At 75.9% G+C, this 25,222-nt stretch carries 25 protein-coding genes; 12 read left to right on the top strand and 13 right to left on the bottom strand.

The features are described from left to right. Positions 1-20 precede the first annotated feature (20 nt). Together K8Z49_RS05900 and K8Z49_RS05895 are read right to left on the bottom strand one after the other, a co-directional pair. Entirely contained in the window at positions 21-689 is a 669-nt protein-coding gene (locus K8Z49_RS05900; protein WP_075022381.1) for a response regulator transcription factor, read from the bottom strand. After that, a complete protein-coding gene (locus tag K8Z49_RS05895) occupies positions 686-2,626 on the bottom strand; it encodes a sensor histidine kinase (RefSeq protein ID WP_412517791.1) in 1,941 nt (646 codons plus the stop codon). Before K8Z49_RS05895 ends, K8Z49_RS05900 begins: the two co-directional genes overlap by 4 nt. A gap of 128 nt (positions 2,627-2,754) precedes the next feature. Here K8Z49_RS05895 and K8Z49_RS05890 point away from each other — a divergent pair, with 128 nt between their 5' ends. The 4 genes from K8Z49_RS05890 to K8Z49_RS05875 are packed head-to-tail and all read left to right on the top strand — an operon-like array spanning position 2,755 to position 6,278. Then, complete coding sequence (locus tag K8Z49_RS05890; protein ID WP_244938912.1) at positions 2,755-4,074, top strand: sensor histidine kinase; 1,320 nt, start codon at positions 2,755-2,757, stop codon at positions 4,072-4,074. Then, positions 4,071-4,736, top strand: coding sequence for a response regulator (locus K8Z49_RS05885; RefSeq protein WP_075022378.1), 666 nt, complete (start codon positions 4,071-4,073; stop codon positions 4,734-4,736). Before K8Z49_RS05890 ends, K8Z49_RS05885 begins: the two co-directional genes overlap by 4 nt. 55 nt (positions 4,737-4,791) lie before the next feature. Next, positions 4,792-5,481 (top strand): RNA polymerase sigma factor, encoded by a 690-nt coding sequence (locus tag K8Z49_RS05880; RefSeq protein WP_021600354.1) that lies wholly within the window; start codon positions 4,792-4,794, stop codon positions 5,479-5,481. After that, positions 5,478-6,278 carry a methylated-DNA--[protein]-cysteine S-methyltransferase gene (locus K8Z49_RS05875; RefSeq protein ID WP_024936602.1) on the top strand — a complete coding sequence of 267 codons (801 nt, stop codon included), beginning with the start codon at positions 5,478-5,480 and terminating at the stop codon, positions 6,276-6,278. Before K8Z49_RS05880 ends, K8Z49_RS05875 begins: the two co-directional genes overlap by 4 nt. Positions 6,279-6,385: 107 nt before the next feature. On the opposite strand, the gene K8Z49_RS05870 is transcribed toward K8Z49_RS05875, so the two are convergent. Beyond that, on the bottom strand, positions 6,386-6,697 hold the full coding sequence (locus tag K8Z49_RS05870; protein ID WP_143118583.1) for a hypothetical protein: 312 nt from the start codon (positions 6,695-6,697) through the stop codon (positions 6,386-6,388). A 65-nt stretch (positions 6,698-6,762) separates the two neighbouring features. Here K8Z49_RS05870 and K8Z49_RS05865 point away from each other — a divergent pair, with 65 nt between their 5' ends. Further along, a complete protein-coding gene (locus K8Z49_RS05865) occupies positions 6,763-11,052 on the top strand; it encodes a Pls/PosA family non-ribosomal peptide synthetase (RefSeq protein ID WP_412517790.1) in 4,290 nt (1,429 codons plus the stop codon). 15 nt (positions 11,053-11,067) lie between these two features. On the opposite strand, the gene K8Z49_RS05860 is transcribed toward K8Z49_RS05865, so the two are convergent. After that, entirely contained in the window at positions 11,068-12,024 is a 957-nt protein-coding gene (locus K8Z49_RS05860; protein WP_412517789.1) for a DMT family transporter, read from the bottom strand. A gap of 84 nt (positions 12,025-12,108) precedes the next feature. Here K8Z49_RS05860 and K8Z49_RS05855 point away from each other — a divergent pair, with 84 nt between their 5' ends. The 3 genes from K8Z49_RS05855 (at position 12,109) to K8Z49_RS05845 (ending at position 14,200) form a co-directional block, all read left to right on the top strand. Beyond that, the gene (locus K8Z49_RS05855) at positions 12,109-12,660 is read left to right on the top strand and encodes a CGNR zinc finger domain-containing protein (RefSeq protein WP_412517788.1); all 552 of its coding nucleotides are present in this window, start codon (positions 12,109-12,111) and stop codon (positions 12,658-12,660) included. Between the two features lie 124 nt (positions 12,661-12,784). Next, a complete protein-coding gene (locus K8Z49_RS05850; RefSeq protein ID WP_024936814.1) occupies positions 12,785-13,861 on the top strand; it encodes an NAD-dependent epimerase/dehydratase family protein in 1,077 nt (358 codons plus the stop codon). A gap of 87 nt (positions 13,862-13,948) precedes the next feature. After that, complete coding sequence (locus K8Z49_RS05845) at positions 13,949-14,200, top strand: hypothetical protein (protein WP_021600350.1); 252 nt, start codon at positions 13,949-13,951, stop codon at positions 14,198-14,200. Positions 14,201-14,298: 98 nt separating this feature from the next. Here K8Z49_RS05845 and K8Z49_RS05840 read toward each other — a convergent pair whose 3' ends face one another. The 4 genes from K8Z49_RS05840 to K8Z49_RS05825 are packed head-to-tail and all read right to left on the bottom strand — an operon-like array spanning position 14,299 to position 17,643. Then, on the bottom strand, positions 14,299-14,463 hold the full coding sequence (locus tag K8Z49_RS05840; RefSeq protein WP_021600351.1) for a CDGSH iron-sulfur domain-containing protein: 165 nt from the start codon (positions 14,461-14,463) through the stop codon (positions 14,299-14,301). A 52-nt stretch (positions 14,464-14,515) separates the two neighbouring features. Beyond that, positions 14,516-15,217 carry a HemK2/MTQ2 family protein methyltransferase gene (locus tag K8Z49_RS05835; RefSeq protein WP_075022375.1) on the bottom strand — a complete coding sequence of 234 codons (702 nt, stop codon included), beginning with the start codon at positions 15,215-15,217 and terminating at the stop codon, positions 14,516-14,518. Positions 15,218-15,245: 28 nt separating this feature from the next. Then, a complete protein-coding gene (locus K8Z49_RS05830; protein ID WP_412517787.1) occupies positions 15,246-16,352 on the bottom strand; it encodes an iron-containing redox enzyme family protein in 1,107 nt (368 codons plus the stop codon). A gap of 13 nt (positions 16,353-16,365) precedes the next feature. Next, positions 16,366-17,643: a glutamate--cysteine ligase gene (locus K8Z49_RS05825; RefSeq protein ID WP_412517786.1), complete on the bottom strand. Its 1,278-nt coding sequence runs from the start codon at positions 17,641-17,643 to the stop codon at positions 16,366-16,368. 178 nt (positions 17,644-17,821) lie between these two features. On the opposite strand from K8Z49_RS05825, the gene K8Z49_RS05820 reads away from it, so the two are divergent. Both K8Z49_RS05820 and K8Z49_RS05815 read left to right on the top strand, forming a co-directional pair. Next, entirely contained in the window at positions 17,822-18,430 is a 609-nt protein-coding gene (locus tag K8Z49_RS05820) for a cysteine hydrolase family protein (protein ID WP_412517785.1), read from the top strand. 25 nt (positions 18,431-18,455) lie between these two features. Beyond that, positions 18,456-19,412 (top strand): GlxA family transcriptional regulator, encoded by a 957-nt coding sequence (locus tag K8Z49_RS05815; RefSeq protein ID WP_021600032.1) that lies wholly within the window; start codon positions 18,456-18,458, stop codon positions 19,410-19,412. A 43-nt stretch (positions 19,413-19,455) separates the two neighbouring features. Here the strand turns inward: K8Z49_RS05815 and K8Z49_RS05810 are convergent, their stop codons facing one another. From K8Z49_RS05810 to K8Z49_RS05795, 4 genes are all read right to left on the bottom strand, one after another. Continuing rightward, positions 19,456-20,214, bottom strand: a complete 759-nt coding sequence (locus tag K8Z49_RS05810) for a sulfite exporter TauE/SafE family protein (protein WP_412517784.1) — start codon at positions 20,212-20,214, stop codon at positions 19,456-19,458. Then, complete coding sequence (locus K8Z49_RS05805) at positions 20,211-20,984, bottom strand: GntR family transcriptional regulator (protein WP_412517783.1); 774 nt, start codon at positions 20,982-20,984, stop codon at positions 20,211-20,213. Before K8Z49_RS05805 ends, K8Z49_RS05810 begins: the two co-directional genes overlap by 4 nt. Positions 20,985-21,284: 300 nt before the next feature. Then, a complete protein-coding gene (locus tag K8Z49_RS05800) occupies positions 21,285-22,400 on the bottom strand; it encodes a winged helix DNA-binding domain-containing protein (protein WP_412517782.1) in 1,116 nt (371 codons plus the stop codon). Between the two features lie 119 nt (positions 22,401-22,519). Further along, positions 22,520-23,107 carry a TetR/AcrR family transcriptional regulator gene (locus K8Z49_RS05795; RefSeq protein ID WP_021600173.1) on the bottom strand — a complete coding sequence of 196 codons (588 nt, stop codon included), beginning with the start codon at positions 23,105-23,107 and terminating at the stop codon, positions 22,520-22,522. Between the two features lie 152 nt (positions 23,108-23,259). On the opposite strand from K8Z49_RS05795, the gene K8Z49_RS05790 reads away from it, so the two are divergent. Then, positions 23,260-24,051, top strand: coding sequence for an alpha/beta fold hydrolase (locus tag K8Z49_RS05790; protein WP_024936695.1), 792 nt, complete (start codon positions 23,260-23,262; stop codon positions 24,049-24,051). A 57-nt stretch (positions 24,052-24,108) separates the two neighbouring features. Here the strand turns inward: K8Z49_RS05790 and K8Z49_RS05785 are convergent, their stop codons facing one another. Then, positions 24,109-24,732 (bottom strand): IMPACT family protein, encoded by a 624-nt coding sequence (locus K8Z49_RS05785; protein ID WP_412517781.1) that lies wholly within the window; start codon positions 24,730-24,732, stop codon positions 24,109-24,111. Between the two features lie 54 nt (positions 24,733-24,786). Here K8Z49_RS05785 and K8Z49_RS05780 point away from each other — a divergent pair, with 54 nt between their 5' ends. Beyond that, entirely contained in the window at positions 24,787-25,206 is a 420-nt protein-coding gene (locus K8Z49_RS05780) for an ester cyclase (protein ID WP_021599377.1), read from the top strand. Positions 25,207-25,222 lie beyond the last annotated feature (16 nt).

The raw sequence follows: 25,222 nt of genomic DNA, 5'->3' as shown, positions 1-25,222 counted from the left end.
TCGGGGGCGGGGGCGGGGTGTCAGGGGGTTTCGTCGGTGGTGTCGACGAGGCCGGCCTCGTAGGCGATGACGGCGGCCTGGACGCGGTTGCGGACGTCCAGGCGGGTGAGGATGGCGCTGACGTAGGCCTTGACGGTGCCTTCGACGACGTGGAGGCGCACGGCGATCTCGGCGTTGGACAGGCCGGCGCCGAGCAGGGCCAGGACGTCGCGTTCCCGGGGGGTGAGGGCGGCGGTGCGGCGGCGGGCGCGGGCGCCGCCGGCGAGGCGGCCGCCGCCGATCTCGGTGATGACGCGGTGGGCGACCTTCGGGGACAGGTAGGCGGCGCCGCCGGCGACGGCGCGGACGCCGGCGATGAGCTCGCGGGGGTCGCCGGACTTGAGCAGGAAGCCGCTGGCGCCGCCGGACAGGGCGCGGGCGATGTACTCGTCCTCACCGAAGGTGGTGAGCATGATCAGTCCGGTGCCGGGGGCGACGCGGCGCAGCTCGGCGGCCGCGGCGAGGCCGTCGAGGCGGGGCATGCGGATGTCCAGGAGGGTGACCTCGGGGCGGTGCCGCAGGGTCAGGTCGATGGCCTCGTGCCCGTCGGCGGCCTCGGCGACCACCTCGATGCCGGGGTCGGCGGTGAGGATCGCGCGGACGCCCGCGCGGATCATCGCCTCGTCGTCGGCGAGCAGTGCCCGGATCACTGGTCCTCCCGGTCGTCGCGGTTCTGGACGCTGAGCTGGTGGGTGTCGTAGGAGTTCTTGGCGGTGAGGCGGCCGCCGGTGAAGCACAGGCGGTAGACGCGGCCGGTGCCGAGCAGGTCGGCGTCGGGCCGGTAGTAGCGGCAGTCGGCGCGGGCGGGTTCGGGGACGGCGGCGCGGACGACGCCGGTGCCGGTGGTCTCCCTGGGCGGCAGGGCCTCCTCGACGCGGTCCTGGGGGGTGCCGACGCGCAGCGCGGCGTAGTCGTCGGGCGGCAGGACGGAGTTGAGGGTGGCGTAGACGTGGTAGCCGAGCATGAGCGCGCCGAGGAAGGCCATGAGGGCGGTGGGGACGGCGATGGCGGTGATGAGGCCGCGGCGCGCCTGGCGTCGTTTGCGGGCCAGGTGCCGGGCGGATTCGGAGGCCCACACTCCCTCGGAGGCCCGCTCCCCCGGCGCCGCGTGGCTTGAGGAGGTCGCGTGGCTTGAGGAGCTGGGGCCGGGCGGGGTGAGGCCGAGGGCGGCGCGCAGGGCGTCGCGGCCCGTCGGCCCGGCCGCACCGGCCATGTCGGCCATGTCGGCCGGTGGGTGCGCGGGGAGGTGCGGGGTGTCGGGGAGGTCGGCGGAGACCCGGAAGCCGCCGCCGGGTGTGGGGGCGGCGTGCAGGACGCCGCCGAGCAGGCGGGCACGTTCGGTGAGGCCGGTGAGCCCGCGGCCCCCGGACGCCAGCCCCGCTCCCCCGCTGGGCGGGCCGCCGGGCGGAGGGTCGTTGGCGACGGTGACGGTGACGGTGGCCGGGTCGCCGTCGCGGTGGGCGAGGGTCACGGTGACGGCGGCGCCGGGCGCGTGCTTGGCGGCGTTGGTGATGGCCTCCTGGACGATGCGGTGCGCCGTCAGCGCGGTCAGCGGTGCCGGTGCGGGCGGCGCGTCCGCGGAGGTGCCGGCGGGGCCGGTGGTGGTGAGGGAGACCGGGACGCCGGAGGCGCGGGCGCGGGCGACCAGCTCGGGGATGCTCTCGCGGGCGGGCGGCACCGGCGCTCCCCCGGCCGTGCCCGCGGCCGGGAGGGTGCCGCCGGAGTCCGCGGGGTTCTCGCCGGGGGCGTCGTCGCGCAGGACGCCGATGATCTCGCGGAGGTGCTCGGTGGCGTCGGCGGCGCCCGTGCGCAGTTCGGCGGCGGCCGCGCGGTGCCGGTCGCCGAGGTCGGCCGCGACCTCCAGGGCGCCGGCGCGGACGGCGATGAGGGCCAGTTCGTGGCCGAGGGAGTCGTGCATGTCCTGGGCGATGCGGGCGCGTTCGCGGAGCCGTTCGCGTTCGGCGATGATGCGCTGCTGGTTCTCCAGGTGCTCGGCGCGTTCCCAGCCGGCGCGCAGGAGCTCCTGGTACTGGCGCCAGTAGCGGCCCACCAGCCAGGGCAGAACGCCCAGCAGGACCAGCCACACCGTCGAGGGGAACCAGGTGGTGACGTCCATGCCGCGGGCGGCCGACAGCAGCGAGCCGCCGACGAACACCGCGGTGAACCCCCACAGCAGCGGCCGTGCCCGGGCGGTCCGCAGCCCCGCCAGGCAGGACATCACGGGCATGGCGAACACGAAGTTGCCGTGGACGAGGATGAGCGCGATGGCGGTGAGGAGCGCGGCGGCCGGCCAGGCGCGGCAGACCGCGATCGCCGCCGCCAGGACGCCGAGCCCGGCCACCTGCGCCCACCAGGAGGCCGAGGCGGGCTCCAGCGGGGAGATCAGGTTGGCCACGACGGGCAGGGCCAGCGCGCCGAACAGCAGGGCGTCCTTGATCAGGGCCGCGCGGGAGGGCCGCCGGAACACCGCACCTCTCACCACACCCCGCACCGCACCACTCACCGCGTGCGTCAGCGCGTGCGCCGCCCGGCGGATCGCCGGGCGGCGGGCGGGCGGGACGGAGCCGGGGGCGGCGGAGTCGTTCACGCGGTCCACGCTACTGGCCGATGATCTGCGGCGTTACTGACGAAAGTCAGGGCCCGGGGCGGCGCCGCCGCACCGGAAAAGATCAGGGCGGGGCGCGCGCGGGCGGCGACCTGAAATACGGTTGGGCCGTGACAGCGCCCCCGGAACACCGCAGACGCCTGCCCGCCGTGCCGGGCCGGACGTGGTGGCCGCGCGGCCGCGCGGCCGACCTGGCCGACGCGGTCCTGGCGGGCCTGGTGCTGGTGGTGACGCTGTCGATGAGCGCCGCGGCCGCCAAACCCGAGGACCGCCCGCTGTGGCCGGGCGGGCTGGCGCTGATCGTCGTCGGCGCGGCCGCGCTGGCGTGGCGGCGGCGGCATCCGGTCGCGGTGCTGCTGATCGGGGTGGTGGTGCCGCCGCTGTACTACCCGCTGGGGTACCCCGACGGGCCGGTCGGCGCGGTGCTGTGGGTGGCGCTGTTCACCGCGGCCGTGGAGTGCCGGCTGCTGGTGTCGCTGGGCGCGGTCATCGTCGTCAACGCCGAGTTCCTGACGGTGGCGGTGACCCGGGGCGGCGGCGGTGACCCGGACGCGATCGTGGACGCGCGCGGCGTGGCGTCGCTGTCGATCGGGCTGCTGCTCGCGGTCGGGCTCGGGCAGTACGTGCGCAGCCGGCGGGAGATGGCCGAGGCCGCGCTGCGGCGCGCCGCCCAGGCCGAGCGCGACCGCGAGGAGGAGGCGCGGCGCCGCGCGGTCGCCGAGCGGCTGCGGATCGCGCGGGAGCTGCACGACGTGCTGGCCCACCAGATCTCGCTGATCAACGTGCAGGCCGGGGCGGCCCTGCACCGCCGCGACGACGCCGACCGCGCGTACACGGCGCTGGAGGCGATCAAGGCGGCGAGCAAGGAGACGCTGCGGGAGCTGCGCGAGGTACTGGGCGTGCTGCGGCAGGTCGACGCCCCCGATGCCGGGGGCGCGGTCGATGGAAGCGATCGGGGTGACGGGGGGACGGTGCCGCCGCCGTCACCGGTGCCGTCGCTGGAGCGGATCGGGGACCTGCTGGACCGGACCGCCGCGGCCGGCCTGTCGGTCCGGCGCGTCGGCGACCTCGCCCGACCCGGCGAGGAGGCCCTGAAGGCGCTGGCGGGGCTGCCGGTGCCGGTCGGGCTGGCCGGCTTCCGGATCGTGCAGGAGGCGCTGACCAACGTCGTGCGGCATTCGGGCGCGACGTCGGTGACGGTCGAGGTGCGGCGGCTGCCCGGCGAGGTGATCGTGCGGGTGGACGACGACGGGACGGGCCCCGGACCCGCCGCCGAGGGCGGGAACGGGCTGCGGGGCATGCGCGAGCGGGCGGCCGCCGCGGGCGGGGAGCTGACCGCCGGGCCGGGCCCGGCGGGCGGATACCGGGTGTGGGCGCGGCTGCCGCTGGACGGCGCCGCGGAACTTGGCGAGCGGGAGGACGAGGCGTGATCCGGGTGATGCTGGCCGACGACCAGACACTGGTGCGGGCGGGGTTCCGGTCGATCCTGGAGGGCGAGGACGACATCGAGATCGTCGCCGAGGCCGGGAACGGCGAGGAGGCGGTGGCGCGGGCCCGGGAGCTGCGGCCCGACGTGGTCCTGATGGACATCCGCATGCCCGTCCTGGACGGCCTGGAGGCCACCCGCCGGATCATCGCCGACCCGCGCCTCGCCGACGTCCGCGTGGTGATCTTGACGACGTTCGACCTGGACGACTACGTCTACGGCGCGATCAAGGCCGGGGCCAGCGGGTTCCTGGTGAAGGACACCGAACCGCCCGAGCTGATCCACGGGGTGCGGGTGGTGGCGCGCGGCGACGCGCTGCTGGCGCCCACGGTGACCCGGCGGCTCATCGCCGAGTTCGCGTCCCGGATCACCGCGCCGCCCCCGGCCGTCGAGCTGAACTCCCTCACCGACCGGGAGCGCGAGGTGCTGGAGCTGGTCGCGGCCGGGCTGTCGAACGAGGAGATCGCCGGGCGGCTGGTGCTGTCGCCCGCCACCGCCAAGACCCACGTCAGCCGTATCCTGTCGAAACTGGGGGCACGGGACCGGGCGCAGCTGGTGGTGCTGGCCTACGAGACGGGAATGATCCGCCCCGGCTGGCTCGGCTGACCCCGGGGCTGCAACGGGGCTGCAACCGGGCCGGTCACGGCGGTGTTGAACGGATGTGACGGTCACGGACGAAGCTCTTGCCCACACCCCGCCCGACACCGGCGCCGGTACCGGTCCGGGCGCGGGCGGTGACGGCGCCGCCGGCGAGGTCGTCGCGGCGCTGGCCGACGACCTGGACGCCGGGTTCGCCGTCCTGTACGAGGCGTACCGGGGCGCGGTGTTCTCCACGGCGCTGCGGCTGTGCGGGCGGTGGGCCGAGGCCGAGGACCTGTCCGCCGAGGCGTTCCTGCGCGCCTACCGGGCGCTGGCCGGATACGAGGCGGACCGGATCGCCGAGCTCCGGCCGCGGGCGTGGCTGCTGACGATCCTGACCAACGTGTGGCGCAACGGGCTGCGCACCGCGGCGCGGCGCCCGCCGCCGGGCCCGATCGAGGACGCCCCGGACCCGCCGGACCCGGGCGAGGGTGTGGAGGACGCCGTGGCGCGGCACGAGACCGGCCGGGAGCTGGCCGCGCTGCTGGCCGAACTTCCCTGGTCCCAGCGCGCCGCCGTCGTCCTGCGGCACGTCACCGACCTTCCGGTCGCCGAGATCGCGGTGATCCTCGACGTGCCCGAGGGAACCGTCAAGTCCCACATCTCCCGCGGCCTGGCCCGCCTCCGCCGGCTCCGCACCGCCGGGCCGCCCACATCCGGGCCGGCCGCACGGCACCGCAGCGACCCTCCGCAGAAAGGGGGCATCCGATGACCCGCACCGATCCCGCCGGCGGCCCGGCCGGCGCCGAGCCCGACCGCGATCTCGCCCGGGAGCTGGCGGCGCTGGCCGCCGACGCGCCTCCCGCGCTGCTGGACCGCATCGCCGCCCGCCGCGTCCACGTCCCCGGGCCCCTGGAGGGCCTGCAGGTCGCCTTCACCGACCACGGCGTCGCCTACCTGCGCGCCGGGATGGACGAGCAGGAGTTCGCGGCGGCGTTCCGGGCCCGGTTCGCGCGGCCGCTGCTGCCCGCCGCCCGCCCGCCGGCCGGGCTGGTCCCGGCGCTGCGCACCGGGCGGCTCGGCGGGCTGCGGCTGGACCTGCGCGGCCTCAGCGACTTCGAGGCCGCGGTGCTGCGCGCCGCGGCGCGGATCCCGCGCGGGCAGACCCGCCCGTACGCGTGGGTGGCGCGGCAGGCGGGACGGCCGAAGGCGGTCCGGGCGGTCGGGTCGGCGCTGGGCCGCAACCCCGTCCCGCTGCTGATCCCGTGCCACCGGGTGACCCGGTCGGACGGCGCGCTCGGCGACTACGTGTTCGGCGCCGGCGCCAAGGAGCGGCTGCTGCGCGCCGAGGACGTCGACGTCGACGAGGCGGCCGAGCTGGCGCGGCGCGGGGTGCGGCTCGTCGGGTCCGACACCACCGGGATCGTGTGCTACCCCACCTGCGGTGACGCCCGCCGGATCAGCCCCGGGCACCGCCGCGGGTTCCGGGACCTGGCCGCGGCGCGGGCCGCCGGGTACCGGCCGTGCCTGCACTGCCGCCCCGGCGACCCCGACCCCCGGCCCGCGTGAGCGTACCGGTCGGCGGCGGGCGGCGATCCCGGTCATTCGCTCTTGCCTTCTCGCGCAGACGGCTGCCGGCTACGTCGAAGGCCACGGACCAGCTCCTAGAATAGCTTTTACCTCTGATTCGAGTTGCTCGAAAATATCCATGCCGAGCGCCGGGAGTTGACGTCGAGCGGTGTTCGCCAGGGCGGCGTCGCCCATTCGGTTCGCAGCTGCCCGCTGGATCGTCCGCTGCCGCCACCGGGATCGGTCACGTGCACGTCATGGCCGGGCAGTGACGCCGCCGGGCCATCCAAGAAAAGGAAAAACGGGTCGTTGTAATCGTCAAAGCGAAATTGTGTTGATGTGAAGAATGCCCCACGGTTCGATGAAGCCAGAATCTGGCCAGACCAGGTTGGACTCGTGATGGTGTTGGCGGGCATCATGCACGGGCACCGACGACATCGCGGGAAATGAATGGTCAGGTGGTTCACCGATCTGGGGAGCGAGAATGGCGGCGAACGGCACGGGCCGGGCCACCCTCGGCGAGGCGGTCGGCCATGTCACCGCGGACCGCGTCCTGGTCTGCGCGGGACGCGAGCACAGGACGCGCTGGCAGCGGGGCGAGCGCCTGGAGCACCTGTTCGAGGAGCGGTGCGACCGGCTTCGGGCGCAGGGCTCCCACGACCATCCCGCCGTCGACGCCGACGGCACCGCCCTCACCTACGACGACCTCGACGCGAGGGCCAACCGGCTCGCCCGCCACCTGCTGGCGCGGGGAATCCGCCCGGGCGACCGGATCGGGCTGCTGTTCGACCGGGCCCCGCCCTCCTACGCGGGCATGCTGGCCGCCCTGAAGATCAACGCCGTGTACGTGCCGCTCGATCCCGGCTACCCGCCCGACCGGCTGTCCTACATCGCGGCGGACGCGGGCGTGCGGACCGTGCTGTCGCTCTCGCACCTGCGCGAACACCTGTCGCCCGCCAAGGCGGAGGTCGTGTGCCTGGACGAGGCGGAGCCGCAGGTCGCCGCCCTTCCCGGCCACCGCCTCACCAGCACGGAGAAGGGCGCCCCGGCCGACGACCTGTGCTACATCATCTACACCTCCGGCTCGACGGGACGGCCCAAAGGCGTGGCGATCCAGCACGCCGCCGTCTGCAACTTCGTCCGCGTCGCGGTCGAGGTCTACGGGGTGGAGCCGGAGCACCGCATGTACCAGGGCATGACGATCGCCTTCGACTTCTCCGTCGAGGAGATCTGGGTGCCCCTGGTCGCGGGTGCGACCCTGGTCCCCCGGCCGAGCGGGGCGGCGCTGGTCGGCGCCGAGCTGAGCGACTTCCTGCGAAACGCGCGGGTCTCGGCCCTGTGCTGTGTCCCGACGCTCCTGGCCACGCTCGACCAGGACCTTCCCGGCCTGCGCTTCCTGCTGGTGTCCGGTGAGGCGTGCCCGCAGGACCTGGTCGCCCGATGGCACCGACCCGGACGCAGATTTCTGAACGTCTACGGGCCCACCGAGACCACCGTCACCGCCACCTGGACGACGCTCCACCCCGACCGGCCGGTGACCATCGGCGTTCCGCTGCCCACCTACTCGGTGGTCGTCCTGGACCCGGCCGAGGACCGTGCCCTGGAGCCCGGCCGGCCGGGCGAGATCGGCATCGCGGGGGTCGGGCTGGCCGCCGGGTACGTCGACCGCGAGGACCTGACCCGCAGCAGGTTCGTGCCCGATTTCCTCGGCATCGAGCACAACCCGTCGGGCCGCATCTATCGCACCGGGGACCTGGGCCGGATCAACGCCGACGGCGAGCTGGAGTACCACGGTCGCATCGACACCCAGATCAAGATCCGCGGGTACCGCATCGAGCTGACCGAGATCGAATCGGTCCTGTCGGAGGTGCCGGGGATCGCGCAGACGGTGGTCGGCGTCCACGAGCCAGAACCGGGCGTGGTCGAACTCGTCGCGTACTACACCCGCCGGTCCGGCAACGGCCGAGGCGAATGCGACGGGGACGGCGCCGGCCACCGTGAACGCCTGCACCGGCGGGCGCGAGAGCGGCTGCCCCGCTACATGGTGCCGGCGTACTTCGAGGAGCTCGACGCCATCCCGATGCTGCCGAGCGACAAGGCCGACCGCGGCAGGCTCCCCGCACCGAGGGGTCCGCGCGGCCTCGCCGCCCCCGCCGGCGGCGGCTCCGCCCCGGCCCGCGGCACCGAGCGGCTGCTCGCCGACGCGCTGGCCGATCTCATGCGGCTGGAAGGCGCGCCGGCCGACGCCCACTTCTTCGACGACCTGGGCGCCGATTCGCTGGTGATGGCCCGCTTCTGCGCCTCGCTGCGGGAGCGGACGGACCTGACGGCACTGTCGATGGCCGACATCTACCAGAACCCGACGATCAGGGACCTGGCCGCGATGATGGACGCCACGGCCCCCGCGCCCGCCCAACCACCACCACGACAGCCGCCACGACAGCCGCCAGAACAGCCGTACGTGGCGGCGCCGGTCCCGGCGACGGCGAAGGCACCGGGGCGCACGGTGGAGTACGTGCTGTGCGGCCTCCTGCAGTTGCTGCTGTTCCTCGGGATCGTCTACCTCGGTGCCCAGGTCGCCCTCGGGTACCGGTGGGTGGCCCATGCGGGCGGACCGCTCGACCTCTACCGGCGGGGGCTGGTCTACGGCTGTGCGGTCTACGGGTACCTGTGCGTCCTGCCGATCCTGGCGAAGTGGGCGCTCATAGGACGCTGGAAGCCCCGGGAGATCCGCGTGTGGAGCCTGTCGTACGTGCGCTTCTGGACGGTCAAGACGCTGGTACGGGCCAGCCCCATGGCGCTCTTCACCGGATCACCGCTCTACGCCTGGCACCTCAGGATGCTGGGAGCGAAGATCGGCAAGGGGGCCGTGATCTTCTCCAGGACGCCGCTGTGCACCGATCTGCTCAGGATCGGCGCCGGGACGATCATCAGGGAGAACTGCGCGATGTCCGGATACCGCGCCGACGCGGGCGTCATCCGGACCGGCACGATCACCCTCGGCGACGACGTCTTCGTCGGCGACCAGACCGTCCTGGACATCGACACCTCCATGGGCGACCGGTCCCAGCTCGGGCACGCCTCGTCCCTGCACGCCTCCCAGAGCGTGCCGGAGGACGAACGCTGGCACGGATGCCCGGCCCGGCGTACCGACGCCGACTACATGCCGGTTCCCCCGGCACGCTGCGGCACCTTGAGGAGATTCGCCTACGCATTCACCCAGCTGTTCGTCCTGCTCGCGGTCTCCCTGCCACTGGCGGCCATGGTCTTGACCGTGCTCTTCACGCGGTTCCCGGTGCTCGACGAGGTGCTGGGCCCGCACCCGGAAGGGCTCGGCAGCCCGGGGTTCTACCTGGACGCCCTGCTGCTGTCCACCGTGCTGTTCTTCGGCGGCGCTCTCACCGGACTGCTGGTGGTGGTGACCGTCCCGCGCCTTCTCACCCTCCTGGTCAGGCGGGACCGGGTCTATCCGCTCTACGGGATCCACTACTGGGCCCAAACGGCGATCAAGCGCGCGACGAACGCGAAGTTCTACACCGACCTGTTCGGCGACAGCTCCTACATCGTCCCCTACCTGCGCGCCCTGGGGTACCGCTTCGCGCGGCCGATCGTGCAGACCGGCACGAACTTCGGCACCGAGCTGAGCCACCATTCGCCCTACCTGACCACGGTGGGAAGCGGCACGATGGTCTCCGACGGGCTGTCGATCATGAACGCCGACTTCTCCAGCACGTCCTTCCGGGTGTCGCTGGTGACGATCGGGGCGCGCAACTTCCTCGGCAACGCCATCGCCTTCCCCGCCGGGGCCCGCGTCGGCGACAACGTCCTGCTCGGCACGAAGGTCGCGGTCCCCGTCGGCGGGCGGCTGCGGGAGAACGTCGGGCTGCTGGGCTCGCCCTGCTTCGAGATCCCCCGGTCGGTGCGGCGCGACCACGGGCCCGCACACCTGGACAAGACCCTGGACAAGACCGGGGAGTTCCACCGTCGCCTGGCCGCCAAGAACCGCCACAACCTCGCCACCATGGGCCTGTTCCTGCTGGTGAAGTGGTTCGGGTCCGCCGTGGTGATCACGCTGTGGCTGCTCGCCGAGGAGGTGTCCCAGGGCCGGCGGGCGCTGGGGATCGTCGCGGCGGTCCTGGCCACCCTGCTGTTCGGTGTCGGCTACGCCGTGCTGGTCGAGCGTGCCGTCACGCGGTTCCGTCCGCTCAGCCCCCAGCTGTGCTCGATCTACGATCCGTACTTCCGGTGGCATGAACGCCTGTGGAAGCTGGGCGCGCCGGCACCGTTCAGCGGAACCCCGTTCAAGAACCTCATCTGGCGCCTGCTCGGTGTCCGCATCGGCCACCGGGTCTTCGACGACGGCTGCGCGGTGCCGGAGAAGACGCTGGTCACCATCGGGGACGACGCCACGCTCAACGCCGGCAGCGTGATCCAGTGCCATTCGCTGGAGGAGGGCGTCTTCAAGTCCGACCGGACCACACTCGGCGCCGGCTGCACCCTGGGCGTCGAATCCTTCGTGCACTACGGCGTGACGATGGGGCAGGGGGCGACGCTCGACGCCGACTCCTTCCTCATGAAGGGCGAGCAGGTCCCTCCGCGGGCGCGATGGCGCGGCAACCCGGCGGGCCATACCCGCACGGCCTCCCGCCACCTCACCACGCCGGCGACGGCCGTCCCCGCCCGGGCCGAAGGCGCCCCGGCGGCGCCCCGCGCGCGCCGGCCCGGCACCGGCGACGCCCGTGCACAAGGGAAGGAGGCGCGGCCCGGGCCGTGAGAGGGCGTTCCCCGGTCAGCGGCGGGCGGCCAGGGCGACCCCGGCGCCGCCCAGCAGCAGGCCCGCCACGGCCATGGCGTTCAGCGACTGCCCGACCGTCAGCCACGCCATGACCGCGGTGACCGAGGGGATCAGGAAGAACAGGGTGGCGACCCGGGCCGCCGGGGCGCGCCGCAGCATCAGGTTCAGCAGCACGAACGCGCCGATGGAGTTGACCAGCACCATCCAGCCGAGCGCGGCGCCGAACGGCGCCCAGTGCGCCACCCGCGGCGCCTCGGTCAGCAGCGACAGCGCGCCGAGCGGGACGGCGGCGGTGAGGAACTGCGCGGCGGTGCCCGTCCGGACGTCCATGGCCGGGACGAACCGCTGCTGGTAGAGGGTGCCCAGGCTCAGGCCGAGCAGGCCCGCCGCGCACAGCGCCACCCCGAGCGGTGAGAACGCCAGGCGGCCGGCGACGGCCAGCACGACCCCGGCGCCGCCGAGCGCGAACCCCGCCCACTGGCGGGCGGTGACCCGCTGCCCAGGCAGCAGCGCCGACAGCGCCGCGATCACCACCGGGTTCAGTCCCTGGACGAGCGCGACGACCGCGGCGGGCAGGCCCATGTCCATGGCGGTGTAGAGGGCGCCGAACTGGACGGCCTGGATCAGCAGCCCGCTCACCGCCACGTGCGCCAGCGCCCGGCCGCGCGGCCAGGGCGCCCGGACGGCGACCGCGAACGCCGCCAGCAGCAGCCCCGCCAGCCCGAACCGGGCGAACAGCAGCAGCAGCGGCGGGGCCGCGTCCACTCCGACGACCCCGGCGATGAACGCGCTGCTCCACAGCAGCACGAACACCGCCGGGACGGCCCGCACCGCCCGCCCGCCGGAGACGGGCGGGGCCGGGACGGCGGCGTGTCCCGCGTGGTTCGCGGTGGGCGAGCCGGTACCGGCGTCCCGCCGCCCGGTGTTCACCCGCCCGGTGTCCACGGCCATCGGACCCCCCTTGGTAACCGGTCAAGACGGTTACTGAGTCTGGGTCCCGGCCACGTAACCTGTCAAGCCGGTTATGATGGGGGGATGACGTTCAGGTTCGTCAGCGGCAACCTCGCCCTCGACTTCGCCGGCACCCTCCAGCACCGCCGGCACGACCGCCGCGAACTGCTGCGCGACCCCGCCGACCTGCTCGCCTGGACGACCGCCGCCGGCCTGGTCACCGGCACCCCCGCCCTGCGGCCCGGCGACCTGGACCGCGCCGTCGCGCTGCGCGAGGCGATCTTCCGCGCCGCCGTCGCGGCCATCCGCGGCGAACCCCCCGCCGACGACGACCGCGCCACGATCAACGCCGCCGCCGCACCGCCGCCCCCCGTCCCCTCCCTCCCCGGCCCCGGCGCCGCCGGCGACCCCGTGCACCGCGCCGGGGACGTCCGCGCGGCCCTGTCCCAGGTCGCCCGCGCCGCGATCGACCTGCTCGGCGGAGCCGTCCCCGGCACCCTCAAGGAATGCGGATCGGGCACCTGCACCCGCCTGTACCTCGACACCTCCCGCCGCGGCACCCGCCGCTGGTGCGACATGCGCGAATGCGGCAACCGCGCCAAGGCCGCCGCGTTCCGCGCCCGCCAGCGCACCTGAACCCCGCCGGCCCCGGCGCGCCCGGCTTCGCGGAGCCGGCGCGGGCATAGAACGGCACGGGACGGGAATGGGGCCGTCCACCTGCGGGAATCCCGCGGGAACCGCCGACGAGGGGGAGATCGCCATGCGCGTCGTCGTCACCGGCGCCACCGGCAACATCGGGACCAGCACCATCCGCGCGCTCACGCAGGACCCGGCCGTCACCGCCGTCACCGGACTGGCCCGCCGCCCGCCCGGACCCGGCGCCGAAAGCGAGACCGACCCGTCCGGCACCGGCAGGCTCCAGTGGGCCGAGGCCGACGTCACCGACACCGACCTGGTCCCGCTCCTGCGCGGCGCCGACGTCGTGATCCACCTGGCCTGGCTGTTCCAGCCCACGCACCGCCCCGCGGTGACCTGGGACGCCAACGTCATCGGCAGCGCCCGGGTGTTCGACGCCGCCGCCGAGGCCGGCGTGCCCGCGCTGGTGTACTCCTCCTCGGTCGGCGCCTACTCCCCCGGCCCCAAGGACCGCCCGGTCGGCGAGTCCTGGCCCACCCACGGCTGGCCCGGCGCCGCCTACAGCCGCGAGAAGGCCTACGTCGAACGGCTCCTGGACGCCTTCGAGGCCGCCAACCCCAGCTGCCGCGTCGCGCGGATCCGGCCCGGGTTCATCTTCGAACGCCAGAGCGCCGCCCAGCAGCGGCGCCTGTTCGCCGGGCCGCTGCTGCCCGGCAGGCTCGCACGCCCCGGTCTCATCCCCATCGTCCCGGACCTGCCCGGCCTCCGCCTGCAGGTCCTGCACTCCGCCGACGCCGGGCAGGCGTTCCGCCTGGCCGCCACCGGCGACGCCCGCGGCCCCTTCAACATCGCCGCCGACCCCGTCCTGGACGCCGCCGAGCTCGCCGGCCTCCTCGGCGCCCGCACCGTGCGGCTGCCCGCCCGCGGCGTGCGGGCCGCCCTCGCCGCCGCCTGGGGCCTGCACCTGGTCCCCGCCTCACCCGGCCTGTTCGACCTGGCCCTGCAGATCCCGCTCATGGACACCGCGCGGGCCCGCACCGAACTCGGCTGGACGCCCCGGCACACCGCCCGCGAGGCCATCACCGAGTTCCTGGAGGGCCTGCGCACCGGCGCCGGCCGCGACACCCCGCCGCTGTCCCCCGGGACCGGCGGGCCGATGCGCGCCCGCGAGTTCAGCACCGGCGTCGGCCGCAAACCCTGACACCCGGACACCCTGACCCCGCGAACCCGATACGAAGCCCTGACGCCACCGGCCCACACGCCGCGGCCCCGACCCGGAGGTCACCCCATGCCGACGATCACACCCGACCACCTGTACGCCCTGCTGGCCTCCGCCGACCGCGGCGCCGCGCTCGTCGTCATCGGCGGGGAGGCCACCGTCGTCCCCGCCGACCCCGGCCGCGGCGACGGCCCCGAGGACGCCCTGGTCATCACCACGCGGGACGCCGTCATCGCCGAACTCGACACCGGCGCCAACGAGGAGCAGATCGAACGCCTCGCCCAGCGCCTGGACGTCGCCCTCGACAGCCTAGGCGGCTGACTTCCGCGCCTCTTCGCACTCCGGCATGAACGGCCCTGCCCCGCGATCTGGCTCGGCGGGCCGCGGGGCAGGGGCGCCCAGGCGGCCATGGGGGATCATCACTCGCGGCGGCGGCGCCGGTGGCTGGTGTCGCAGAACGGGTAGGCGCGGCTGCGGCGGCACGCGCACAGCGCCACCAGCCACCGGTCCGACACCACCGTCGTGCCGTCCTCCAGCACGACCTCGACCGGGCCCTCCACCAGCACCGGCCCGCCCGGCACCATCCGCACCCGTCGCCGCTCCCCCGCCCCCGCGGGCACGGCTCCGGGCGCGGTGTCAGGCGGCCCGCCGGGCGCTGTCACGTCCCCTCCCCTCCTCGATCCGGGCGGCGCGCACCACCACCAGCTCCTCATACCGCTGGTCCGGATCCACCAGGCCGCGCGCCCGCAAGGCGGCCGCGCGGCGCCGCATCACCGGGCCGAACGGCTCACGGTGCCGCGCCACCACCGACGCCCGCATGCCCGCGCCGCGCAGCGCCACCAGCGTGGCCGCCACCCCGTTCAGCGACGAGTGCACCATCAGCAGGGTCCCCGACGGGCTCAGGTGCCCCGGCGCGCCGGCGCAGATCCGGTCCAGCAGCGCCCGCCCGTCCGGCCCCGCCTCCCACGCCCGCGCCCGGCCCCGCACCGACGCCGGGTCGGCGTCCCCCGCCACGTACGGGGGGTTGGCCACGATCACGTCGAACTCCTCGCCCGCCACCGGCGCGAACAGGTCCCCGCGCAGCACCCGCACCGGCAGGCCCCGCATCCGCGCGTTCACCCGCGCCGCCAGCACCGCCTGCGCGGACACGTCCACCGCCACCACCCGGCAGCCCGCCCGCGCCGCGGCCAGCGCCACCGCGCCCGTCCCGGTGCCGAGCTCCAGCACCCGCGCGCCCGGCGGCGCCCCCACCTGGCCGAGCGCCCGCAGCAGCTCCCCCGCCAGCAGCGAGGTGTCGGACTGCGGCCGGTACACCCCCGGCGGCCTGAACAGCAGCATTCCCCGTCCCCCCTTCACCCGTCCCCCTTCACCCAGCGGCCCGCAGCCCCGCGGGCGAGCCCGGCAGCCAGCCCGGCAGCGGGCGCCGCAGCGCCGACCGCCCCTGCCGCCACCGGTCCAGCAGATGCGCGCCCAGCCGGTCCTCCAGCAGCCCGGTCGCCCGGACCCCCAGCACCACGTCCCCCGCCAGGCCCGGCTCGGACTCCAGCAGCCCGCCGACCACCTCGTGCCGCAGCACCTGCTCGTGGACGGCGTCGGCCTCGACGTGCTCGGTGTAGAAGAACCGGGCCCGCGGCCCGGCGCCCAGCCGCTCCAGCGCCCGCACCATCCGCCGCGCCGACGGCGCCGTGGTGATCTCCGCCGCGGCGAAATGCCCCACCAGCGCGGCCCGCAGCGACCGCCGGAGCCCGAACAGCGACATCATGTTCACCGTCGCCAGCATCACCGCCGGAGCCGCGTCCACGTACGCGCCGTAGGAGGGGTCCAGGCCGAGGTCGTCCAGCAGATCGGCGTACAGGCCCTGATGGATCATCCGCGGGCGGCCGCCGCCGAACTCGTCGTTCTCCACCGCGACCAGTGCCGTCTTGACCCCGCCCCGCAGCCGCGGGATCACCCACGCGTGCGGATCGGCCTCCTTCAGGTGGTATACCGACCGCAGCGCCGCGTGCTCGAGCAGCTGCCACCACTCGCCCTCGTCGCGCAGGTGCTGGGACACGCCGCGCGCGTCCACCGGCTCCACCAGCAGATCCTCCAGCGCCTCCACCACGTCGCCGCCACCGGGCACGTCACGGCGCAGCGCCGCCAGGAACCCCGCCTCCATCGCGCCGCGCAACCGCAGCAGCCCCGGATCCCACTCCCAGTCCGGATCCACACCGGCGAACCCCCGGTAGTGCAGCTCGTAGCACAGGTGCAGCGCCAGCTGCAGGTCCTCCCCGTAGGGGTCCGCGCCCGCCACCTCGGCGCCCGGCACCCCGGCGATCGCAAGCGGCGGCGCCGGCGCGTGTAAGCCCGGGCCCGGGGCCGGGCCCGATTCCAGGGCGGCCGCGACGGCGCGCGACAGCGGCCCGCGCGGCTCCGGCATCAGCGGGTCGCCGGCGGGCCGCCGTGCGGGCGGCAGGTCCTGCTGAACGCTCATGTCTCCTCCGTCATCAGGGGGCGTCCGGCTCCGGTACCCGCTCACCCGCGTCCCATACGCACGGTTTCTCCCCTGATGTCGCACCGGGCCCCTCCGCGGGCCCGCCCGGCCCGTCCGAGCCGGTGCCCGCGCCCGCCAGCCCACCGGACTCGGTCTGCCGCGCCAGCATCTCCACCACCGCGCGCGGGCCGCCCCGGCGGGCTGCACGGCGCTGCCGCTCCGCGCCCGTCCCGGCCCTGCGCACGCCCTCCACCAGCGCCAGCACCGTGTCGAGGTCACCCGAGCGCGCCAGCGCCGGGCCCGCGCGGGCCACCAGATCGTCCACCCGCCGCCACGCCGGGACGCTCCGCCCCGCCACCGGGTCCACCATCGGGCCGTCCATGCCGTGCCGTGACGCGTTCCACAGCGCCGCCGCGCACACCTGCCCGTCCGCCCGCGGCGCCTCCCGCCCCTGCGCCAGGTCGTCCAGCGCCGCGCCGACCAGCCCCCGCACCAGCGCGGCCTGCAGCAGCGCCTCGTCGGCGGTGGCCGCCGCGTCCGCCGCACGCACCTCCACCGTCGGCCACCGCGGCGACGGCCGCGCCAGCCAGAACGTCATCGCCGCGTCCACCAGCGCCCCCGCCTCCACCAGCGCCGCCACCCGCGCGTCGTACTCGGCCGCCGACGCCGACCACGGCGGCACCCCCGCCCCCGGGAACCGCGACATCTCCACCTGCCGGCGGCCCGGATACCCCGCCGCGCGGCCCCGGTCGAACGCCGAGTTCACCGACAGCGCCATCAGGACCGGCAGCCACGGCCGCAGATGGTTCACCACCGCCACCGCGGTGTCCCGGTCCGGGACCCCGACGTGCACATGGCACCCGCACGCCTGGTAGTCGCGCACCACCTCCCCGTAGGCCGCCACGATCGCGCCGAACCGCTCCCCCCGCGCGATCGGCGGCGCAGGGCCGCCCAGCACCGGCGTCCCCGCCGACACCAGCAGCGCGCCGCACTCCCGCGCCGCCTCCGCCAGCCGCGCCCGCCCGTACCGCAGCTGCGCCCGCAGGCCCGCCAGGTCATGGCACACCCCGGTCGTCGCCTCCACCTGCGAGGCCAGCAGCTCGCCCTGGAACGAGCCGCCCGTTCCCGCCCACCGGTGCGGGCCCGCCGCGCGCAAGACCTCCTCGGCGCGCCCGACGCACTCTCCCGACTCCGCGTCCACCAGCAGGAACTCCTCCTCCACCCCGAGGCTCCCGCCCGCCGTCCCGGCGTCCGGCGCGCGGCCGTCCCCGACCGGCTCATCTCCGCCCATGCCCGTGCCCCCTCGCTCGCGCAGACCCCTGACCCCGGGCAGATGCCCGTCCGGAACGCCCCCTCCCGCCCCCGGGCAAGATCCTTTACGGCGGGCGGTCCCGCGGTGACCGGATCGTTCCGCACGGCGCCGCGATGATGCCTGCCCCTCGGCGCGGCCCCCCGCCAGCATCGGACGCATGAACCGAGCGCTTCTCGTCATCGACGTCCAGGAGTCCTTCCGCCACCGCCCCCTCTGGGCCGCGGTCTCGACCCCCGACATCGCCGCCCGCGCCGCCCGCCTGGCCGACGCCGCCCGCGCCGCGGGCGACCTGGTCGTGTGGATCCTGCACGCCGAACCCGGCAGCGGTGGGGTGTTCGACCCCGCCCTCGGCCACGTCCGCCTCATGGACGGCCTGCGGCCCGCCCCCGGGGAACCGGTCCTGACCAAGACCTCCCGCAACGCCTTCACCACCACCAACCTGCAGCAGCTGCTGACCTCCCGCGGCATCGGCGAGGTCACCGTCTGCGGCATCCAGACCGAGCAGTGCTGCGAGACCACCGCCCGCCTGGCCGCCGACCTCGGCTACCGCGTCACCTTCGTCACCGACGCCACCGCCACCTTCCCCATCGCCCACCGCGACGCCACGCCCGGTCGCCCCCTCGCCGAGATCCTCGCCGACCCCGCCACGCTGCCCGCCGACCAGGTCATCGCCCGCACCGAGTACGCTCTGGCCGGACGGTTCGCCGCCATCGCCTCCCTCGACGACCTCGCCCCCGCCGGCGGCTCCCCGGCCCCGGTGGGCTGAGCGGCCCCGGTAGGCTGACCGGATCGTGACACGCATCGCCTTCCTGCTCGTCCCCGGACTGCACCTGCTCGACCTCGCCGGCCCCGCCCAGGTGTTCTCCACCGCCGCCGGCGCCGGCCTGCCCTACCGGCTCGCCTACGTCGCCGACCGGCCCCGCTCCGGGGACGAGCCGGACCACCCGCCCGAACCCGCGCCCCCCGAACACGTGCCGACCGCCCAGGGCATCGCGCTGCAGGCCTCCACCGCCTGGCCCGCCCTGACCGCCGACGACATCGTCCTGGTCCCCGGATGGCGCTGGGGCACCGGCCGCCCCCACGCCCCGCCGGTCTCCGGCCACGCCGCGCGCCGCCTGGCCGGCCACCACGCCGCCGGCGGCACCGTCGCCAGCGTCTGCGCGGGCGCGTTCGCCCTCGCCCACGCCGGGCTCCTGGACGGACGCCGCTGCACCACCCACCACGAGCTCCAGGACGCCCTCGCCCGCCGCCACCCCCGCGCCACCGTCGTCCGCGACGTCCTGTACGTCACCGACGGCCGCGTCATCACCTCCGCCGGCATCGCCTCCGGCATCGACCTCGCCCTGCACCTGGTCGCGGCCCGGCACGGCCCCGCCGCCGCCGCGCGCATCGCCCGCACGATGGTCGTCTACGCGCGCCGCAACGGCGACGAACCCCAGGCCAGCGCCCTCCTGCGGCACCGCGCGCACGTGTCCGACACCGTCCACCGCGCCCAGGACCTCATCGACGCCCGCTACACCCGCCCCCTTCCGCTGGCCGCCCTCGCCGCCGAGGCCGGCGTCAGCGAGCGCACCCTCACCCGCCGCTTCGCCGCCGCGACCGGCCTCACCCCGCTGCGCTACCAGCAGGAACTGCGGCTCGAACGCGCCGAGCACCTCATCGGGCAGGGCGCCACCGCCGACGCCGCCGCCCGCGCCGTCGGCTTCACCGACGCCCGCATGCTCCGCCGCCTGCGCGCCCGACCCTGACCCGCCGCCCGCGGGCCCTTGCCTCCACGGCCGAGGGCGACGGTCAGCCGTGCAGCGCCACGTACGGCGCCAACGCCAGCAGGCTCACCACCAGGGCGCCCTTCAGCGCCCCCGCCGGGACCGCCCGCGCGATCGCCCACCCCGCCACCACACCCGCCAGCTCCGGCACCCCCACCAGCGCCGCCAGCGGCCAGTCCACCGCCCCCGCCGCGACGTACCCCAGCGTCCCGGCACCGGCGATCACCACCGACTGGGCCTGCGCGGCCGCCAGCGCCGCCAGCACCGGCGACCCGAGCGCCACCAGCAGCGGGACGCACAGCATCGGCCCCCCGACCCCGAACAGCGCGCCCGCCGCCGCCACCGCCGCCCCGGCCGCCGGCACCACCGGCCACCCCGCACCCGGCGACCCCGAGCCCTCACCGCGGCGGCACAGCACCAGCACCGCGGACAGCGCGACCAGCACCCCCAGCAGCACGCCGAACACCCGCCCGGTCACCAGGCCGTTCAGCCACACCCCCAGCGGCGTCCCCGCCACCGCGCCCCCGCACAGCAGCGCCGCCGTCCGCCGCGTCCCCGGCTCCCGCAGCTGCCCCGACCTGGTGTAGACGGCCGTCCCCAGCACCCCGGTCGCGACATTGGTCACCATCGCCGTCCCCGCCACGTGCGCCGGCGGCAGCCCCGTCAGCGCGAACAGCCCAGCCGTGACCAGCACCCCGCCCGGCCCGACCGCCGTGATCCCCACCCCGGCGGCCAGCCCCAGCAGCACCAGCGCCGCCAGCACCCCCGGCTCCAGCCCCGTCACGGCTCCGGTTCCCGCCGCGCGGCGGCGCCCCGGTACAGGGTCGCGTGGAAGGTGAGCCGGTCCGCGCGGATCCGGATGTCCTCGCAGTCGACCGGGCGGCCGTCGGCGAGCCGGGTCAGCCGGCCCACCGCGAACACCGCCGCGCCCTCCGCCACCCCCAGCAGCGCCGCCGGCCCCGGTCCGGCGCCGACCGCGTCCAGCGTCACCTCCGCCCGCCCCAGCGGTTGCCCGGCCACCTCCTCGATCAGCGCGAACAGGTCGCGCCCCGCCAGGTCCAGGCCCAGCACCGCGGCGCCCACGTCCGCGGGCAGGTAGCTGACGTCCAGCGACAGCGGCTCCCTCTCCAGCCGCCGCAGCCGCTCGATGCGCACCGCGCCCTCGCCCGGCGCCAGCCCCAGCCGCGCGGCCACCCCGCCCGGCGGGTCGGCGACGCGGCCGGCCGCGCGGACCTCGTTGGTGACCGCGCCATGCCCCGCCAGGGTCTCGGCCAGCCCCTCCAGCCGGTCCAGGCCGTGCCCGTACCGGGGAGCCACCACCATCGTCCCCACGCCCCGCCGCCGGGTGATCAGCCCCTCGTCCCGCAGCAGCGCCAGCGCGTCCCGGACCGCGTTGCGGGACACGCCGAGCCGGGCCCCGAGCACCCGCTCGTCGGGCAGCGGGCCGTCCGCGAAGGTCCCGCCCGCGATGTCGCGGCGCAGCACCTCCGCCGCGCGCCGCGCCCGCTCCGCCCGCGGACTCGACGACACCCACCCCGCCCGCGCATCGCTCATGCCGACTCCCGCCCCGCCGACTTCCGCCACTGTTCCGCCACCCCAGCGTACGACCGCCCGGGCCCCGTCCCAACGGCTCCGCGGGGTCCTCGCACACGGGGATGGTCAGCCGCACGCGGCGAAGGAGCCCCCACGGTGACCGAACGACCAGGCACCACGGCCATCGGCGGCCGACGCCCGGCCACCGCCCGCGCTCGACCGGCGCCCGGGGCCCTGCGCCGCGCCGCGAGCGGTCGCGCCCTTGGCGCCGCTCTGCACCGCGCTCCCGGCGAAGGGCCCGCCCGCCGCCGAGGGCGGCACTCAGCGGGGCGAGGCGGCGACGTGCACACGCTCACCGGCCCCGTCCGACAGGAACGACGCCAGCTCCCGCCCCTCCTCGGCGACGGCCTCGCGGTCGGCCCGGGAGAAGCGGCGCAGCGGCGTGACCGACACGGTGCCGTCCCTGACGTCCCACGTGGCGGCGACCCGCCCGTCCACCAGCACGACGCGGGCCCCGGTGACCGACAGGCCGCGGTGGACGTCATCGATGATCCGGCGCCGGTCGTGATAGCCGAGGATCGCGTTGTCGAACGCCGGCAGGAAGCGCACCGGCGCCGGCGTTTCGGGATCGGGACGGGGCGCGCCGGGCAGATCCAGCAGCTCCCGGCCCCGCTCGTCGCGGAAGGCGACCAGCTCCCCGCGGATCGCGGCCACCGCGCCCGGCAGCCCGGTCAGGCCGCACCAGGCCCGCAGATCGGCCGTGGCCGCCGGCCCGTACGCGGCCAGGTAGCGGCGCACCAGCGCCTCGCCCGCCGGGTCGGCGCTCTCCGGGTGGGAGCCTTCCGGGGCCGGCGGGTCGGCCTCGCGGCCCAGCCACGAGGACAGCAGCACGTTGCGCACGCCCGACCGCTCCCGCCACAGCCCGCGCGGCGGCGCCTGCACCATCGGGACCAGCGCGCCGACCAGCAGCTCGCCCAGCGCCCGCCGCTGCGGCGCCGGCAGGTCCCCGGCCACCGCCCGCACGAGCTCGGCCATCGAACGGGACTCGCCGTCGGCCATCACCGCCCGGCCCGCCGCCGCGAGCTCCTCCAGATCCACCCCGTCCAGCTCGCGGCGGTAGGTCCCGAGGACCCGCTGCCGCAGCATGGCGTCGTGGCGGGCCCGCCAGGCCAGGACGTCCTCGGCGGTGAGGAGGTGGACGGTGCGCCGCATGAGGTGGGTCCGCACCACGCGCCGCCGGACCAGCAGGTCCGAGAGCACCGCCGGGCCGAACGCGCGCAGGCGCGACCAGAGCCCGGTGAACGGTTCCTGCGGCTCCTGCGCCTGCAACCCGCACAGGTGCGCGACGGCGTCATGGACCGGCATCTCGGCGCGTTCGAGCAGCAGCTGCCGCGCCAGCGTCGCACGGTTCAGCGCCCGGACGCTCAGGACGGTCACCCGGCACCGCCGGCGCCCGAGGCCATCACGTCATCGTCGTGGATCGTCATACCGCAACGCTGGCAGGCGAAGCGGTCAGGACATGACCGCTTTTCCCCGGCGACGGCGACGAGACCGGTTCAGTATCGGCGGGCTGGACCGTCGGGCGGCGGGGCCAGGGCACCGGACAGGAAGACGGTGGTGACGGCGGCGCTGGCCTCCTCCACGCCCAGGCGGTGGCGGATGACGCGCGAGACCACGCCCTCCAGCAGGCTGAAGTACAGCTCGGCCAGGGTGTGGACGGGCAGGTCGCCGCGGAAGCAGCCGCCCTTGGCGCCGCGCTCGAACACCGCGCGGAGCGGGCCGGCGAGCTGGCGTTCGACGCGGCGCGCCTCGGCCGGGCTCTTCTCGAACAGGCCGAGGGCCCGGTACCTGCTGGTCGCGGCGATCGTCGCGCGCGTCATCCGGGCGACGGCCTCCTCGATCGGGACCGCGTCCAGGCGGGCGTCCTCCAGCCGGTCCGTGAGGTCGGTCAGGGCGGCCTCGTAGAGGGCGTACAGGAGCGCCTCGCGGCTGGGGAAGTAGCGGTAGAGCGTCGCCCGCGCGACGCCGGCGGCCTTGGCGATGTCGGTCATGCTCGCCGACTCGCCGCGCTCGGCCAGCACGCCGGCCGCGACCTCGAGTATCCCCGCCCTGACGTGGTCGCGGATGACCGTGCTCCTGCTCATCGCCGGGAAGGCTACACCACCGTCCCCTGAAGCGACACCATGCCCCGTGCGGGAGACAGCCTGTCTCCCTGTCGGACCCGGACCGGATACTGGGGAGCCGCCGCACGTGGAACGCCGCGCCAAGACCGCCGCGACCTGGGAAGGAACCCCCCATGGAAACCGTGCACTCCAAAGACGGCACCCGCATCGCCATCGACCGGACCGGAACCGGCCCCGCCGTCGTCCATGTCGGCGGAGCCCTCAACGACCGCGGATCGGGCGCCGCGCTCGCCGAGCTGCTGGCCCCGGTCCACACCGTCCTCACCTACGACCGCCGCGGCCGCGGCGACAGCGGCGACACCCCGCCCTACGCCGTCGAACGCGAGATCGAGGACCTGGCCGCCGTCATCGAGGCCGCCGGCGGGTCCGCCGCGGTTTACGGGATGTCCTCGGGCGCCGTCCTGGCCCTGCGCGCCGCCGCGCACGGCCTGCCCATCACCCGGCTCGCGCTGTTCGAGCCGCCGTTCAACCCGGCGCACGACGACCACCTCACCCGGGCCAGGGCCTACCACACCGAGCTGACCGGCCTGCTCGCCGACGACCGCCGCGGCGACGCGCTCGCGCTGTTCATGACCAACGTCGGCATGCCCGCGGAGATGGTCGGGCAGATGCGGCACGCGCCGATGTGGCCCGCGCTGGAGGCGCTCGCGCCCACCCTCGCCTACGACTCCGCCGTCATGGACGACGCCGCCACCGGCGCCAAGCTCCCCGAGGACCTGCTCGCCCGGGTCACCGTCCCGGCACTGGTGCTGGACGGGGGCGAGAGCCCCGACTGGATGCGCGACACCGCCCGCCGCGCCGCCGCGCTCCTGCCCGCCGGGTCGCACCGCACCCTGGACGGGCAGACCCACGACGTCGCGCCCGCCGTTCTCGCGCCCGTCCTGGCCGACTTCCTCGCCGCCTGATGGGAGCTGCCGGGTCGCCCGATCAGGCGCCCGGTGAGGCGCCCGGCCGGCCGCGGGTCACGGCACCGGGACCTCGACGTGGCCGGGCGCGCCCCGCCGGACCGACGCGCGCCCGGCCGTCACCTGCGCGGCCCACGCCTCGAACGCCTCCAGCTCGGGCACGGGCACCGCCACGTCGGCCTCCACGCCCGCCCCGTAGCGGACGCCGGCGGGCTGGTGCCCACTAGAGTGCAGATCGCCCAGGAACCGTCCCGCCAGCGCGTGCTCCACCCCCACGGTGACCGTCACCACCGGGCGCAGCTCCACCACCCCGACGGCGTCGATGGTGTCGGCGACGGCCTGGCTGTAGGCGCGGACCAGGCCGCCCGCGCCGAGCTTCACCCCGCCGAAGTAGCGGGTGACGACGGCGACCGTGCCGGTCAGCCCGCGCCGGGTCAGCACCTCCAGCATCGGGACGCCCGCGGTCCCGGCCGGCTCCCCGTCGTCGCTGCTCCTGGTGATCTCACCGTGCTCGCCCACGACGTAGGCGGTGCAGTTGTGGGTGGCGTCGCGGTGCGCCCGCCGGTGCGCGGCCACGAACGCCGCCGCCTCGGCCTTGTCGGCCGCGCGGGCGAGCGTGCAGACGAACCGCGACCTGCGGATCTCCAGCTCGCGCGACCCGCCCTGCCTGATCATGCGCATGGTCGACCCCGATTCTACGTTTGGCCGGGCGGGCCCGCGAGCAGCACCCGGGGCATGGACGACGCACTGGACGCCCTCTACCGCAGGTGGCTGTTCGAGGTGTGGGGCGGCGACCACGCCGTCGCCGCCGAGATCCTCACCCCCGGCTTCACCGGCCACTGGCCGAACCTGGAGGTGCACGGCCCCGCCGAGGCGGCCGAGCAGGTCCGCCGCTCCCACGCCTACTTCACCGGCGTGCGCACCACCCTGGACGTCGGCCCGGTCGTCGGCGACGGGATGGTCGCCGCCGGATGGAGCTTCCACGGCTCCTACCGCGGCGGCATCCCCGGCGCCACCGCCGAGCCCGGCACGCCCGTCTCCTTCAGCGGCCAGGACATCTTCCGCGCCGAGGACGGCCGGTTCGCCGAGTACTGGGTCGTGTCGGACGCGCTCGGCCTCATGACCGCCCTCGGAGCCGTCGCCGTCCCCGGCTGACAGACCCGGCCCGCGG

The organism is Actinomadura madurae (assembly GCF_047130825.1).
Taxonomy (GTDB): domain Bacteria; phylum Actinomycetota; class Actinomycetes; order Streptosporangiales; family Streptosporangiaceae; genus Spirillospora; species Spirillospora madurae.
Note: the sequence above shows the minus strand (reverse complement) of the source record. Positions and strands in the feature narration are given on the sequence as shown.